General features: G+C 33.1%; 16 protein-coding genes. 10 read left to right on the forward strand and 6 right to left on the reverse strand.

Features of this window, described 5'->3' with window-relative positions:
• Together C8D80_RS04295 and C8D80_RS04300 are read right to left on the reverse strand one after the other, a co-directional pair.
• Complete coding sequence (locus tag C8D80_RS04295; protein WP_158633803.1) at window positions 1-516, reverse strand: ankyrin repeat domain-containing protein; 516 nt, start codon at window positions 514-516, stop codon at window positions 1-3.
• A gap of 10 nt (window positions 517-526) precedes the next feature.
• Window positions 527-931: an OB-fold protein gene (locus C8D80_RS04300; protein WP_133607722.1), complete on the reverse strand. Its 405-nt coding sequence runs from the start codon at window positions 929-931 to the stop codon at window positions 527-529.
• Window positions 932-957: 26 nt separating this feature from the next.
• On the opposite strand from C8D80_RS04300, the gene C8D80_RS04305 reads away from it, so the two are divergent.
• The 4 genes from C8D80_RS04305 (at window position 958) to C8D80_RS04320 (ending at window position 3598) form a co-directional block, all read left to right on the forward strand.
• A complete protein-coding gene (locus tag C8D80_RS04305; RefSeq protein WP_133607724.1) occupies window positions 958-1314 on the forward strand; it encodes a c-type cytochrome in 357 nt (118 codons plus the stop codon).
• A gap of 15 nt (window positions 1315-1329) precedes the next feature.
• On the forward strand, window positions 1330-1869 hold the full coding sequence (locus C8D80_RS04310; protein WP_133607726.1) for a YceI family protein: 540 nt from the start codon (window positions 1330-1332) through the stop codon (window positions 1867-1869).
• A 43-nt stretch (window positions 1870-1912) separates the two neighbouring features.
• Window positions 1913-2584: a hypothetical protein gene (locus tag C8D80_RS04315; RefSeq protein WP_133607728.1), complete on the forward strand. Its 672-nt coding sequence runs from the start codon at window positions 1913-1915 to the stop codon at window positions 2582-2584.
• Between the two features lie 225 nt (window positions 2585-2809).
• The gene (locus C8D80_RS04320) at window positions 2810-3598 is read left to right on the forward strand and encodes a PhzF family phenazine biosynthesis protein (protein ID WP_133607730.1); all 789 of its coding nucleotides are present in this window, start codon (window positions 2810-2812) and stop codon (window positions 3596-3598) included.
• Between the two features lie 207 nt (window positions 3599-3805).
• On the opposite strand, the gene rocD is transcribed toward C8D80_RS04320, so the two are convergent.
• From rocD to C8D80_RS04340, 3 genes are all read right to left on the reverse strand, one after another.
• A complete protein-coding gene (gene rocD, locus C8D80_RS04330; protein ID WP_133607734.1) occupies window positions 3806-5086 on the reverse strand; it encodes an ornithine--oxo-acid transaminase in 1281 nt (426 codons plus the stop codon).
• A 122-nt stretch (window positions 5087-5208) separates the two neighbouring features.
• Window positions 5209-5748, reverse strand: a complete 540-nt coding sequence (locus tag C8D80_RS04335) for a DUF1697 domain-containing protein (RefSeq protein WP_133607736.1) — start codon at window positions 5746-5748, stop codon at window positions 5209-5211.
• A 31-nt stretch (window positions 5749-5779) separates the two neighbouring features.
• Window positions 5780-6478: a DUF1003 domain-containing protein gene (locus tag C8D80_RS04340; protein WP_133607738.1), complete on the reverse strand. Its 699-nt coding sequence runs from the start codon at window positions 6476-6478 to the stop codon at window positions 5780-5782.
• 122 nt (window positions 6479-6600) lie between these two features.
• Here C8D80_RS04340 and rlmD point away from each other — a divergent pair, with 122 nt between their 5' ends.
• The 4 genes from rlmD to C8D80_RS04360 are packed head-to-tail and all read left to right on the forward strand — an operon-like array spanning window position 6601 to window position 9803.
• Complete coding sequence (gene rlmD, locus C8D80_RS04345) at window positions 6601-8013, forward strand: 23S rRNA (uracil(1939)-C(5))-methyltransferase RlmD (RefSeq protein WP_133607740.1); 1413 nt, start codon at window positions 6601-6603, stop codon at window positions 8011-8013.
• Window positions 8014-8016: 3 nt separating this feature from the next.
• Complete coding sequence (locus C8D80_RS04350; protein WP_133607742.1) at window positions 8017-8547, forward strand: DUF6452 family protein; 531 nt, start codon at window positions 8017-8019, stop codon at window positions 8545-8547.
• A complete protein-coding gene (locus C8D80_RS04355; protein WP_133607744.1) occupies window positions 8528-9235 on the forward strand; it encodes a DUF6048 family protein in 708 nt (235 codons plus the stop codon). Before C8D80_RS04350 ends, C8D80_RS04355 begins: the two co-directional genes overlap by 20 nt.
• Window position 9236: 1 nt before the next feature.
• Entirely contained in the window at window positions 9237-9803 is a 567-nt protein-coding gene (locus C8D80_RS04360; protein WP_133607746.1) for an outer membrane protein, read from the forward strand.
• Window positions 9804-9876: 73 nt separating this feature from the next.
• Here the strand turns inward: C8D80_RS04360 and C8D80_RS04365 are convergent, their stop codons facing one another.
• Window positions 9877-13917 (reverse strand): choice-of-anchor L domain-containing protein, encoded by a 4041-nt coding sequence (locus C8D80_RS04365; protein ID WP_133607748.1) that lies wholly within the window; start codon window positions 13915-13917, stop codon window positions 9877-9879.
• Between the two features lie 451 nt (window positions 13918-14368).
• Here C8D80_RS04365 and C8D80_RS04370 point away from each other — a divergent pair, with 451 nt between their 5' ends.
• Window positions 14369-14980, forward strand: coding sequence for an immunity protein Imm33 domain-containing protein (locus C8D80_RS04370; protein ID WP_133607750.1), 612 nt, complete (start codon window positions 14369-14371; stop codon window positions 14978-14980).
• Between the two features lie 135 nt (window positions 14981-15115).
• Complete coding sequence (locus C8D80_RS04375; RefSeq protein WP_133607752.1) at window positions 15116-15874, forward strand: hypothetical protein; 759 nt, start codon at window positions 15116-15118, stop codon at window positions 15872-15874.
• Window positions 15875-15986: the final 112 nt, after the last annotated feature.

The raw sequence follows: 15986 nt of genomic DNA on the forward strand, positions 1-15986 counted from the left end.
CTATAGTTTTAATAAGTGTTGTATTTTTTTGTCTTTTAAGTTGATTGCATATGCTTTTGCCGTCATTCCCATATTATCTTTTATAGTAATTTGAGGTTGGTATTGCATCAAAAGGGCAATCATTTCATAATTTCTAAATTGAATAGCATAATGCAAAGCAGTAAAGCCATTTCCGTCTTGTAAATCGGGATTAGCGTTGTGGTCTAGTAATAGTTTTGCTAATTTTTCATTGTTTTTAACTACCGAAGCCATTAATGCAGTTCCATTTGGACTCACATTATTTAAATTGGCTTTTTGTTGAACTAAAAAAGTAGCTACCTCATCATTACTGTTGTAACAAGCTAAAATCAAAGGCGTAAATCCTTGAGCGGTTTTACTTTCAATTAATTGAGGTTGTGCTGTTAATAAAGAAGTCATTTCGGCAACTGTTCCTCTTCTGGCAACATCAAAAATAGTGACTTGAGAAAAAACCGAAGAAAATCCCAAAAAAGCGATGATTAAAATAATTGATTTCATACGTTTCATTTTATTCTTCTATTGTACATTGATCCATTCGTAACTCATTGAACAATTCGTCATAGCCAATAAATCGTCCTTTTAATTTTACCAATTCTCCCATCTTAGCGCTATTCATTTGATCTTTAGAAGTAGTAGCGATTAACTTGTTATCTAACGTAATCGTGTTTTGTTTTAAATCCAATGCTGTAACATTTCCGTATATGGAAATAGTTTGGTCAGCATAAGTTACCGTTGAAGAATCAGGATTATTTAAGAAACGTTGCGATAATTCACTCACACTAGTTTCAAAAGCGGCTTTTTCAGCATCAATATCGCGATGGGATTGATACACATAAAAATACAAAACAACAATGGCAGAAAGTAATACCAAAGCGACACCTAGTCCTAATCTAAATTTTAATTTTCTATTCATAACTAATACTTTTTAAAATGAAAAAAATGATACAAAAACTCCCAATTCTAGCTCTTATTTTAGTAACGTTTTCGGGTTGTAGCGAAGACAGTGTTTCCGACTTAACAGAAACCGAAATTCCAACATCAATAAGTTATCAAAATGATGTGAGACCCATAATTCAAAACAATTGTTTGAATTGCCATGGAAACCCAACCAATTTTGGCGCGCCCAATTCTTTAACTACTTACGAAAATGTGAAGGCTTCGGTTTTAAATAATTTAATTGACCGAATTTCAAGACCAGAAGGAACATCTGGAGCCATGCCGCTTGGTGGTCCTAGATTATCTCAAAATGATATAAACATTATCATAGCATGGCAAAATGCTGATTTTCCTCAATAACTAAATTTTAAGATTATGAAAACTAAAATAATTATGGCTTTACTTTTAATTAGTAGCCTCAGCTTTTCACAAGACAAATTAATTACGAAAACCGGAACCATAACTTTTGAAGCTTCGGTACCTTCATTTGAACAAGTAAAAGCCAAAAATTCAGGTGTTTCCTGTGTATTAAATACGAAAACAGGTGAAATAGCCTCTTTAGCTTTACTTAAGGGATTCCGATTTAAAGTCGCTTTAATGGAAGAACATTTTAATGAAAATTATGTGGAAAGCGACAAATTTCCCAAAGCAACTTTTAAAGGAAAAATAGAGAATTTTGACTTATCTAAACTAACGACAACTGCTAACAACTATACCATTAAAGGCAAATTAGAACTGCATGGAAAATCAAAAGACATTGCCATTACTGCAAAAATTAAAAAAGGAAAAGATGGCATAGAAATTGTATCAGACTTTACTGTCAATACAGACGATTTCGACATTGAAATTCCAAGTGTGGTTAGCAAAAAAGTTACCAAAAAAGTAAATGTTCGATTTGAATTTGTATTGAAATAGTATTTTATTACATTTACAATTATTATTCAAACAAACTATTCAAATGAAAAAACTTACACAAATTGCATTAACTGCCTTATTATTTGTAGGAATTACAGCTACTGCTCAAACACAATTAAAAAAAGGTTCTGTAACTTACAGTATGACAATGCCTAATGTTAGCGAAGAAATGGCGGCTATGGGTGAAAGTACTATAACAGTTCACTTTGATGAAAAAACGCAAGCTACCGATATGAGTATGATGGGTGGTATGATGTTGATGAAGACAATCGTTCCTAATGAGAATAAAAAAGATTCGAAAATGACGGTTGAAGTAATGGGTATGAAATATGAAATTACTGATGCTGGAGAAGAAGCTTCAAAGAACGCAAATGGTCTTACCAATTTAGAAAATGCAAAAGATATTGTTTACGATAAAAAAGACACAAAAGAAATTGCAGGTTTTAAATGTTACAAAGCTACTGTAAATATGAATGATGGTACAAAAAGTACTTACTACATTACTGAAGCAATTGTACCACAAATAAGTGCAACAGAATCTAAATTAAAACTTGCTGGTTACCCTTTAGAAATTACAACGCAAACTGCTCAAGGAGAAATGGTTATGAAAGCTACTAAATTTTCAAAAGAAGTTCCTGCAGAAGCTTTTAAAGTTGGTGAAGGATACACAAAAACAACTATGGAAGAATTCCAAAAACAAATGGGTGGTATGTAATACTAACTCCATTTATAATATAATAAGCACTGAGAAATCGGTGCTTTTTTTGTTTGTTACAATCTGATAATGTAGAAAACCTTTTGATGATTTGTAAGATTTTTTTATTATTTTTGAACAAAGATGAAACTAACATTTGTTAGATATATACACCCAAAATTGGGTAGATAAGTCTGATTTTGTCAAACATATAAACGAGTTAGCAGTAATTTTAAACAGAACATAGTGAAACATAATATATATCAAATTGACGCATTTACGGACACAATTTTTGGAGGAAATCCTGCTTGTGTTGTGCCACTTGACAATTGGTTGTCAGACGAAATCTTGTTGAAAATAGCAAAAGAAAACGCAGTTGCTGAAACTGCTTTTTTTGTTGACAAAGGAGAAAAAATCCATTTACGATGGTTTACGCCTGAAATTGAAATGGATTTGTGCGGTCACGCTACACTTGCAACTGCTCATAGTTTAGCGACAATTCTTGACTATAAGAAAGATAAAATTGTGTTTGAAACTTTAAGTGGCGACTTAATTGTCAAAATTGAAAATGGAAAATATAAAATGAACTTCCCATCAAGAATGCCTATTGTCGACATCTTACCACCGACAATTTCAAAATCCTTAAATATTCAACCGAAAGAAATTTTGAAATCAAGAGACTATGTTTTGGTGTATGAAAATGAAACAGAAGTTAGAAACATAAAAATTGACAGACAATTATTCGACCAAATAAATCTTGACCCAGGAGGTGTAATTGTAACAGCAATTGGAGACAATTGCGATTTCATTTCAAGATTTTTCACACCGCAAGCATCAATTTTAGAAGACCCTGTAACAGGTTCTGCACATTGTTCTTTAATTCCATTTTGGGCGAAAAGACTAAATAAAAAAGAAATTTATGCTCAACAAGTTTCTGAACGATTGGGCAAGTTGTATTGTGAAGACAAAGGAGATCGAGTGATTATTAGTGGACAAGCAAAAACATATTCAATTGGAGAATTTTGGACAGAATAAAACTACTGTTAACAGCACCTACCCAAAAGGCGGGGGTTCGTGTTCCAAAGACAGTTTTGTGGTTAAACAAACATTAGTTTTTCAAATCAAGTTTTGTGGTAAAAGTCCCGCCCTTCGGGTAGCTGCAAAACGTTAAAAAGCTGTTTATGGCTACTCGCTATTTTAAAACATAAAAAAATCCCAATCTTTCAATTGGGATTTTCTTTTTTATTTTTCAAACTCTTTTAAAGTATTGATGATAATTGCAACACAGTCTCTCAATTGCTCTTCTGTCATTACTAATGGCGGAGCAAAACGAATGATGTTTCCGTGTGTTGGTTTGGCTAACAAACCATTTTCTGCTAAACGTACACAAATATTCCAAGCGGTGTCACTTTCTTCGGTATCGTTAATTACAACAGCATTCAACAAACCTTTTCCTCTTACTAAAGTAGCAATGTTAGAAGTCTCGATAAACTTTGCTAATTCCTCACGGAATATTTTTCCTAATTTTCTAGCATTTTGGGACAAGCTTTCTTCCGAAACTACTTCTAAAGCCGCCATAGCAACCGCAGCCGCCACCGGATTTCCTCCAAAAGTAGAACCATGTTGTCCTGGTTTAATAACATTCATAATGCTATCATTTGCCAAAACAGCTGAAACTGGATAAGCACCACCAGATAATGCTTTTCCTAAAATTAGAATATCTGGTTGCGTATAAGTAGCTTGTTTTTCACATTTTGCTTCACAAGTACAATTGCCACAAACGGCTAATAAAGAACCCGTTCTTGCAATACCTGTTTGCACTTCGTCAGCGATGAATAAAACGTTATTTGCTTCACAAATTGCTTTTGCTCTTTTAAGAAAATCTTCTGATGGTGTGTAAACTCCAGCTTCCCCTTGAATAGGTTCTACTAAGAATCCTGCAATGTTTTTTGATGAATTTACTGCTTTTTCTAAAGCTTCAATATCATCGTAAGGAATGCTAATAAATCCTGCAGTATAAGGTCCGAAGTTTTTACGTGCGTTTTCATCATTTGAGAATGAAATAATCGTAGTCGTTCTTCCGTGGAAGTTACCATCACAAACGATAATTTGTGCTTCGTTTTCGTTGATTCCTTTTTTCTCGTATGCCCATTTTCTACACAATTTTAAAGCGGTTTCTACTGCTTCAGCTCCCGTGTTCATTGGTAATACTTTATCAAATCCGAAATAGTTCGTTACAAATTGTTCGTAAACCCCTAATTTATCATTGTAAAATGCTCTTGATGTTAACGTTAAAGTTTGGGCTTGTTGCACCATTGCACCCACAATTTTTGGATGACAATGTCCTTGATTTACCGCAGAATAAGCCGAAAGAAAATCGTAATATTTCTTACCTTCTACATCCCAAACATAAACTCCTTCTCCTCTACTCAAAACTACTGGTAGTGGATGATAATTGTGTGCACCGTACTTATCTTCTAATGCAATAGCTTCAGCCGAACTCATTTTTTCTAAAACTGACATAAAATTTTGTTATTGATTGTTACATCGCAATTCCTTCTTACTGGTGAGAAATCAACCGATTACAAAAGTAGTAAATTTTGTTGGAAGATGGAAAAAATCACCCATCACCCATCATCCATCAACTATTCAAACATTTCCAACAACGTCGTAACCGTATTCCAATTTCTAATTGTGGCGACAACGTTTAATTTTTTCTCAATATATTTTTGATCCAATCTGGTTTTTCCAGCTCCAACAGCGTATTTGATGTAAATTCTACTTTTATCAATTGCGGCTTCATCAGGTTTGAATTGACTTATTTTTAAATCATTTAAAGCGCCACTTGACAATTCTTTAGAAATAAAAGCAACGTACAACTTCTTAGTATCGCACTCTTTCTCTTTTAGATAAGAATTGTTTTTGAAACATGCTTCCAAATCTTCTTTACCAATAACCACCACAGGAACTTCCAAACCTAATTCTTTGAAAATTTCTTGTTTGATTTTAAAACCAACACTCGCGCCATGTTCTTCTTCCGAATCCACAAAAACATTGCCCGATTGAATATAAGTACGTACATTTTGAAATCCAGCATTTTCTAAAAGCGATTTCAAAACGTCCATTTTTATCATGTTATGTCCGGAAACATTAATTCCGCGTAGTAAGGCTAAATGGGTTTTCATTTGGTGTAATTTGATGCAAAAATAGAATTTCCTATTTAATTCGGTTCAAAATATCGTTCATCATTTCGATTTGTATCTTTTGAATCTCAATTAACTCTTGTTGTTGGTGCATAACTAAATGATCAATTTTATCATCTAACATTCTAATTTCTAGTTCTGATTTCAAATTAATCATGTAATCTTTCTTGGCACGTACACGGTCTTTTTCTTCCTGACGGTTTTGACTCATCATAATGACAGGTGCTTGTAATGCTGCAATACAAGACAAAATCAAATTCAATAAAATGAATGGATACGGATCAAATTCTTTGTTCGTAAAAATAATTACATTGGAAGTAATCCAAATGGTAATAAAAATAAAAAAAGAAATAATAAAAGTCCAACTTCCGCCAAAAGATGCCACTTTATCAGCCACTATTTGTCCGTAGTTCCTAGTATCTGCTTCATCTTCTATTTTGGCTACAAATGAAGTATCGTCTCCTAATGATTTGATGACATCTTTCTCAAGATTAGAAAGTTCTCTAATTTCGGTTTGCAAGTATTTTGAAATGTATTTTTCACGATACACATTCAATTCTTGTATAGAAATAGAATCATTCACGTCAAAATTGGGATAATCTTCTAAAATTAGGTTTAAAATAGAGGTTCGTATGGTTTTTCCAAAAACCTGATCTTGTAGAGGAAATTCAATATTTGAAATAGCACTTATAAAAGTTTTATTGCTTCTCATAATTCAAAAACATTTTAGCTAATTTACGATTAAAACCATTGGATTCAATCAAATTGATTTTAAAAATAGTAGAAAACGAAAAAATCCTATCAAATCCTCCTAACAATTCTTATTTTTGCCTCATGGGAAAAAAGAAAACAGACAAAATCGTATTCGAAAACGTAAAAATCCTTGATGCAGGTGCAAAAGGTGTATCGGTAGCAAAAGCTCCTGATGGCAAAGTAATATTTCTTCCAAATGTAGTACCAGGAGATGTGGTAGACGTACAAACCATGAAGAAAAGAAAAGCCTACTACGAAGGTAAAGCTATAAAAATCCACGAATTTTCAGAACATAGAATTGAACCGGTTTGTGAGCATTTTGGTGCTTGTGGTGGTTGCAAATGGCAAAACATGAAGTACAGCCAACAATTGTTCTATAAAAATCAGGAAGTTTATAATAATTTAAAACGAATTGGTAAGATTGAATTACCAGAATTCGAGCCAATTTTAGGTTCAGAAAAACAATTATTCTACAGAAATAAAATGGAATTTGGTTTCTCGAATGCGCGTTGGATGACCGATGCCGAAATTCAATCGGGAACTGAATTTGATAATAAAAATGCATTAGGATTTCATATTCCTAGAATGTGGGATAAGATTTTAGATATTGAGAAATGTCATTTACAAGAAGATCCATCGAACGAAATTCGTAACGAAATCAAACGTTTTGCAAACGAAAACAATCTAACATTCTTCAATGCTAGAGCTGTGGAAGGTTTGTTGCGAACGTTGATGATTCGAACTGCTTCAACCGGAGAACTTATGGTGCTGATTCAGTTTTATGAAAACGATAAAAACGGAATCGAATTGATGATGAACTTCTTAGCAGAGCGTTTTCCACAAATCACTTCGTTACAATATGTTATCAATCAAAAATTGAATGATACGTTGTATGACCAAGACATTATTTTGTTCAAAGGTCGCGATTATATTTTGGAAGAAATGGAAGGCTTGCATTTTAGTATTAATGCGAAATCATTCTATCAAACCAATTCGGATCAAGCGTATGAATTGTACAAAATTACTAGAGAATTTGCTGGATTAACCGGAAACGAAACCGTTTACGATTTATATACAGGAACTGGAACTATTGCGCAATTCGTATCGAAAAAAGCGAAGAAAGTAATTGGTGTAGAAGCTGTTCCAGAAGCGATTATAGATGCAAAAGCCAATGCAACACGCAATAACATTACGAATTGTGAGTTTTATGTAGGTGATATGAAAAATGTATTCAATGACGAATTCATCAACCAACACGGACAACCCGACGTTATCATCACCGATCCACCAAGAGATGGAATGCATAAAGATGTGGTAGAAATGTTATTAAAAACAGATGTACCAAAAATTGTGTATGTAAGCTGTAATTCGGCAACACAAGCCCGTGACTTAGCATTAATGGACGAAAAATACAAAGTAGTTCGTGTTCGTCCTGTGGATATGTTTCCGCAAACGCATCATGTGGAAAACGTGGTTCTTTTAGAAAAAAGATAAATTATGAAAAAAATAGTTTTTATAACCCTATCCTTACTTTTAGCGCTTTCATTTTGGAACTGCGAAAAAGATGATATTTGTGCCGAAGGAACTCCAACTACACCAAGAGTAATTATTGAGTTTTACGATGCTGCCAATCCTACCGTTTTGAAGAATGTTACAAATCTTAGGGTTGAAGAATTTGGAACAAACGAAGGTGTTGTTTTTAATGAAACTTTAGATGAAACAAATGAAGCTAGATATTTAACAAATGGAAATAAAATCGCAATTCCATTGAAAACATTCGCCAATATTTCTGAGTTTGATTTTAAATTCAATTACGGAGATGCTTCTGAAAACAATGATGTAATTTCATTTACGTATGATAGAGATGAAATTTACATTTCTCGCGCTTGTGGTTATAAAACAATTTTCAGCTTAACAGCAAACAATCCAAGTGTTTTTCCTGCAACAGGATATTGGATTCAAAACATTGAAGTAATGCAACCTAATATAGAAACCGAAAATGAAGTACATGTTAAAATTTATTTTTAGTCTGAGCTTGGTTTGTATTTCGTTATTAGGAAATGCACAAACTAAAGACACTGCAAAAGTTATGTATCCTGAACGCTATGGTTTGCGCGTGGGAGTTGATTTACACAAAATAGCGCGTTCGTTTTACGAAAAAGACTATAGAGGTTTTGAAGTGGTAGGAGATTATCGTTTAACCAAGCGTTTTTACATAGCAGGTGAAATTGGAAACGAAGACAAAACCGTTGACGACGACCGCTTGAACTTCACCACAAAAGGAACATATTTTAAAGTAGGTTTTGATTACAATTCGTTTGAAAACTGGCTCGACATGGAAAACATGATTTACGCCGGAATGCGATATGGAGTTAGTAGTTTTAGCCAAACTTTAAACAGCTACACCATTTATGACCCAACGAACTATTATGGAGAAAACACCATAATTTCAGGAGCAGAATTCGATGGCTTAAATGCAAGTTGGTTAGAAGTTGTAGGTGGTATCAAAGCTGAGTTATTTAATAACCTTTATATGGGTTTTTCGGTACGATTGAACTATTTGGTATCCAACAAAAAACCAGATAATTTTGACAACCTTTTCATACCTGGTTACAACCGAACGTATGACGGAAAATTTGGAGCAGGATTTAACTACACCTTGAGTTACTTTATACCGATTTACAAGAAAAACAAAACTACAACTGAGAAAAAATAAAATGAAAATTAAATTTCTAGTTCTTACTACATTATTCAGTTTAAATTTATTCAGCCAAAATTCAAAACTTAGTGTAGAATTAAATTACCCAATACCTTTTGACAATAATTTTATTGCAGAAAATTATAAAAGCATCGTTGATGTTGGAGTAAAATACCGTTTCATTAATTCAAAAGTTATCAATGTTGGGGTAGCATTTAACGCAGGTGTTTTATACTTTGATAATAAAAGTTACTTTCAAGATTATAAAGTAACCAACTATATGCTTCAACCTAAAATATTTGGTGAATTTAATATTCAAAAATTCCAACCTTTTATTGGCATAGGATATACCTCAATGATTTTTAATTACAAAGGAAGCAACAATGGATTTGATATTAGCAATGAAAGTGACACACAAAGTGGGATTGATTTTAATATTGGTTTAAAATACAAGGTTTTAAAAAATGTTTTTGTTCAAATTCAATATGATTACATAGTACTTAATGTTGGAGATGAAATTCCTAGAACAAAATACAATACAAATGTAAATTTATTAAAAATAGGATTAGGTTATCAATTTTATTAATGGTCCTTTCAATAATAAAAAATTAATATGATATATAAAAAAGGCAGTCATTAAGACTGCCTTTTTTATTGTTTTATCTCTTCAAAGAGAAGTGTGCTTTAAATTGTTTTGCAACTCCATTTTCTGTATAATCTAATGAGAACCAATAATCGGTTGATGGAAGTAGTTCTTGGTTATACGTTCCATCCCAACCTTCGCTATCATCAGTAGCACTTAACTGTTTTAACAATTTACCATAACGGTCAAAAATGTACAACTTAGCTCCTGGTTGGTTCAGTCCGATAATATTCCATGTATCGTTTATTCCATCTCCATTTGGTGTGAAGTAATTTGGATAATCAATTATAGTAACTATTTGTGTCATAAATGTACAACCTTCTGTATCAAGAATGGTTACTAAATGTTGCCCTGTACTTACACCTGTAAATACATTAGAAGATTGTAACGAACCTTCATCTAACGAATATAGTAAGGTTCCGGTTCCATCTGGAACTGTTACGGTAATAGTAGCATTATCACTAAAATATTCACTTTGAACTACTGTCATTGAAGTTGCTGGCATTGTTTCACTTACTGTAGCTGTAACCATTGATGATGAACAACCTGTTAACCAATTTGTAGCTATAACACTATAAGTGCCTGCTTCATCAACTACTAATGTTGCATTTATTTCACCTGGAATGGTATCTCCATTACTATCAAACCATTCAAAGTCATAATCAATATCATTTAAACCTGTATTTAAAGTGTAGGTTTGATAAACTTCTCCATCAGATGTAATACAAATATTACCATCTACTAATTTTGGTAATGGTGCTGGATTTACATTCACTCTATAATCGGTATAACTACCCTCACACTCGCCTAGACTTGTTCGAACTCGGTAAATTACATATCCACCTTGGGTAGAGGTTAAAACATCATTAATAGGCTGTGGTGCAATTCCTGAACCTATATTGGCTCCTGATACATTCACTACCGTTAATACTTCCCATTCTATTTCTGTTCCTGCTATCAAGGGCGACACATCAATCATTAAATTGGTAGGTTGTCCACTACAAATGGTTTTATCTGGTGATGGAACAGCAATTCCTGGATTTGGATTCACCGTTACAATTGCGCTTTGAAGCGTATTTCCAACACATACATTTTTAACGGCAGATACTTCAAAATAAATTGTTCCTGCTACAAGTGGATCGCTTGTAATTACTTGTAAATCAAAACCTGTTGTGGTTGATATAGCAGTAATTGTTCCTGAAGTCGTTCCTCCTACAACAGTTACACCATTTGTAATAGCAGTCCAATTATAAGTAATTCCACTAATATTACCTGAAATTTCAACATGAACATTATTATTACCATTTGTTGCTGAACACACAGAAGTATCTGTAACGGCTACTATTTCTACAACTGGGTTTGGATTAATAGTAATCGTAATCGCTTCAGATTCATCACCTAAACATCCGTTAGCATAAGGTGTAATTTTAACAGTAACAGTTCCAATAGTCTCAGAATTATTAAGTGTGACTATTTGATTAATATTCGACTCATCTCCATTAGTTACGAAAGTTCCTGAAACATTAGATATGGTAGCACTCCATATAAATGTCGTATTTGGTAAATTACTACTTAAAACAAAATCTAAAGGGCTTCCATCACAAATAGAATTAGTTACTGTGTAAGTTAAAACAGGACGTCCTGTAATTGTAATGGTTCCCGAAGCTGTTGCTTGTGGATTACAACCACCTGTAGTTACAATGGAATAACTTGATACTCCAGCTACATTTGTAGCGCCAGAAATAGTTAACAAACCAGTTGTAGCATCATAACTGTGTGTAATTCCTGCTGGCAATCCTAAAACAGAAACACCTGTTGCAGTGCCAGTAACTTGATATTGAATTGGATCAATTGTCGTATCTGCACATCTTGATTGATTTGCTGTACTAGCTGCTGAAACCAATGTTATAGTGGTGTCCGCAAACAAATTAGCGGTAGAACTCAACACGACATTCGACGAACAAATTCCATCAAAAACACTAATTGTACTTAATGTTGTACTACTTGTTATTCCTGAAACATTCACAACTCCTTCACCTAAAGCATCAATTGCAACGGTTTGGGCAGGATTTCCATCAATCGAATAACTTACTTGTGTATTTGGACTTGCATTTATAGTAAAACTTACTGTTGAACCTGAACATATTGGTCCGTTATTAGTAACGCTAACTATTGTTGGCAAAGGTAATTGTTGCGCTATTACAAAAGAAGTAGAATTTGCAGATGCACAACTTCCATTTCCTGCCGAAACAAAATAAGATGTCCCAAATGTCATTCCAGAAATTAGTCCAGATGCATCAACTGAAGGTCCTACTGGGTCAAAAATATAACTTTGACCTGCTACATAATTGGTAATCCTTGCAAATCCATTCGCTAAACACGTAGGAGCAGTAACTGATACTAATGGAACAGCTGGAACTAGTAACATTGGATTATTAACAAAACTATTTGAAACTGCTGAAGTACATAATGATGAATTAGTACTTGTTACTTCATAACTAGTTCCTAAAACCATTCCTTGAATTATTCCCGAAGAATTAATAGTAGGTCCTAATGGGTTAAAAGTATAATTTAAAGTTGCATTATAATTAGTGATAGTACTAAATCCGTTTGCTGAACATGTTGGTGCCGTTACGCTAACAATTGGAGCGGCTGGTATAGGTAAAATCGAATTTACACTAAATGGAGTTGTATTTGCTGAAGCACAACTTCCGTTTCCAGTAGTAAGAGTGTAAGGTGTTCCAAATAGCATTCCTGAAATCACGCCAGTTGAAGCGACTGTTGGACCTGCAGGATTGAAAGTATAAGTTTGACCTGTTACATAATTGGTTATAGTAGCTGAGCCATTTGATGTACATGTTGGTGAAGTAACATTAACAATTGGCACTACCGGTGAAGTATTGACTGTAATTGTAACATCATCAAAACAACTCAAATCACTTGATGTCCATCTAAAAACATTTGCTCCTGCTGACAATCCACTTACTTGTGTATTAGGAGAAGTATTCGATGTGAAATTTCCAGTTCCAGAAACAACACTCCAAGTTCCAGTTGCAGGTGAATTTGCCGCTAAATTTGTAGATGTAGAATTGCAAATCGATTGATTTACACCAGCATCACATTGTTGAGGAGTAAAACTACCTCCTTCTAAATAAACAACACTATCTAAACTTCCGTCGGAAACATCAGTAATAATTAACTTAATATGATACGTTTGTCCTGGTGTTAAATTAGATTGAGAAGCGGTTAAAATCTGAGTATTACCATTTAAATGCGTTCCATCAATTCTTCCCGAAAATTCAGGTGAAACTACATTTTGAACCCAATTAGGATTGGAAAGCAAACAAGCGGAAGAATCTCCATCAGGACCGATAACGCCATCATTTACAGAATTAATAGAAACCTGAGAACCATTTGGTAAAATAGCCATATTTCTAGCATCATTACTAAAACCTTGACCTCCTGAAATACCAGGGCCACTAATTAAAAATCCAAATTTATCATTGAATTCGGTACATTGATAATTGGAATCAACACCGTTATTATACTCTTCAGAACCAAAAACATATCTAAAAGTAACTGAAGTATGAACAGTTACAAAGTCAAACTCTAAAATTGTGGCATTATAATACCCTTGAGCATCTGCTAATACGGCTAAATCATTAACAAAAGTAGAACATGTTCCATCTTGTTGTACTAATCCAGGAGTACAGTCAGCATAAAACTCATCCATCAAAGGAGGTGGAGTTGTAGGCGTCCCAAGTGGTGCTGGAATATCTGAGGTTTTTCCAGTGGTTAAAACAATTCCATTAGCAAAACCCATCTGGCTTAAAGTTGTTGTAGCGGTTGAAAAATAACCTACTTGATATTTGCTATTATCGCCATAAACACCTCTGTAAGCTACATTGGAAATCGTAACACCACTCATTGGAGGAACTAAAACTCCATTAATTAATTGATTTGGAGTATAAATGGTATTATTAATTGTAATTTGGGCTTTTAACTGAAAACTTAAAAGTAAAATTAGTAGTGCAAATAGCTTTTTCTGGAATGTCATTACAGTAATTATTGATTAACAAAAACGATGTAAAATTATTACTAAATTTCACAAGCACAAAACCTTTCTTTAAGAATTTTCCTTAAAAAATTAAAAAAAATACTTTTTATAGTTAATCTAAATTTATCATAAACAAGGTTACCAATTACAGTACTATTTTACAACAAATAAAGCTTGCTTTTTAATTACTCGCAAAGTTATTTCATCCCAATTTACAAGAAAAACAAAACCACAACCGAGAAAAAATAATAAACGAAGCGTTACGAAAGTGGCGCTTTTTTTATGAGTGATATTTATAATGTTGTAACTATTTTATTATATTTGATAAAACAAAAAAAGTATGATGTTTATCATACATATCTACCCAAAAACAGACAGATATGTATGACTGCGTCATACATATAAACAAGTTAGCCGTCAGTTTTGAGAACGCCACAATAAAACAGAAAATATGAATGTCGAAAGAAAGCAACTAATCGAATTATGCGACAAATTTCTGAATGATGAAATCAGCTCAAATGATTTAACAGTATTTGCTTTTAATGCAATCATGTCCGATGAAATGGAATGGGACGACGAAGTTATCTCAGACACTCTTTTTGAATGGGATAATGAAGAAATAAATTTTCCAATTAATAAAGTTAATATGAAGCTTTGGAAAAACAGGCTGGAAAATGATATTGACGAATTAATTATTTACAACAGCTGGAATTTTCATATTGAAAGCCAAAAAGAAATTTGTGAAAAGTATGGCTCAAATTGGAAACCGATAAATAAAACTTTAAATATTGGAATTTCAGAAAATCTGGATTTAGAAACATTGAATGGATTAAGACACAAAGCCAAAAAAGGAGAAGTTTGCTGGTTCATTTGGAGTGGAGAATATTCTGAAGACGAGAATTTTTTCAAACCAATTTGCGCGGAACATTTAATGCAGAAAAAACCAAAACTAATTGATTATTTAGGGCTTGATGAAGGCTACAGATTTCTAATAACAGAAAGTGGCTATGAAGATGTTTGGTTTGACGAAAAGTTACTGGAAATAGAAAAACCGAACGGCTAACAGCCGTTTCTCGCAATTGCGAATTTTGTGGTAAGTTCACGTTTACGTTTCGCAATAATTTTTATCTTTAACAGAAAGTAATTCGTTCCGCAGTTCGCAACTGACGAGAAGCGGCGGAACGTTAGTGGCAATTTTATGAAATACCTTCTTTACATATTTTTTCTAGCAACAATAAGTTGTAATAATCAGTCTAAAAAGATTGATAAATCTGTTATTGAAACAAATAATGATATTGTATTAAAGCATCAAATAGACAATTCGAAACACTACACAAAAAAAGACACTGTTTATATTAATACTGAAATTGGAGAAACGCTAAAGTTTGCAAAAGAAGAATTTAACCAAATTATAGGCAAGCATCCCGAGTTTTTTGAAAAATATCCTAACAATCCTGACCAGTTATATTTTAATGATAATGATAGAGAAGAATTTGGAAGTGAAGTTGGACAAGACACTTATTATGCATTATATGCTTATTTTTTAAAACAAAGAAACGGCATTGACAAATATGCACAACAACGTAAGAAACTTATTGAACTATACTCAAATGTAAATTCACTATTCGGTCAGATTCAATATGGTGGAACATACTTTGGACATCAAGCAATGAGAATTTTAGGATACGCTGAATATTCTATTTATCTTCTTCCAAAAGAGAAAAATGAAATCCAAAAAACCTATGACATCACCGAGCAAAAAAAACTTTACATAAAATCGCTAAGACAACTTATAGAAGATGAAAGTAAAATTGACTTTAATACTTTAGGAAAGGAAAAAGAGGAACGAAATAAAAACCTTAATCGAATTGTTGACGAAATAGACAAACTAATTTCAGATAATTTTTATTTGAGCCGAACACAAGAATTTCACTACGGACATTATGAATATTATTAACAAGAAAAACTGCCACTAACAGGCGTTTGGCAAGATTGCGAATTTTACAGTAAATTCACGTTTACATTTCATATGAAATTTTACCCAGCTAACGCGAGCGTAACGCACGTGA

It is taken from the genome of Flavobacterium cheniae (assembly GCF_004363695.1).
Taxonomy (GTDB): Bacteria; Bacteroidota; Bacteroidia; order Flavobacteriales; family Flavobacteriaceae; genus Flavobacterium; species Flavobacterium cheniae.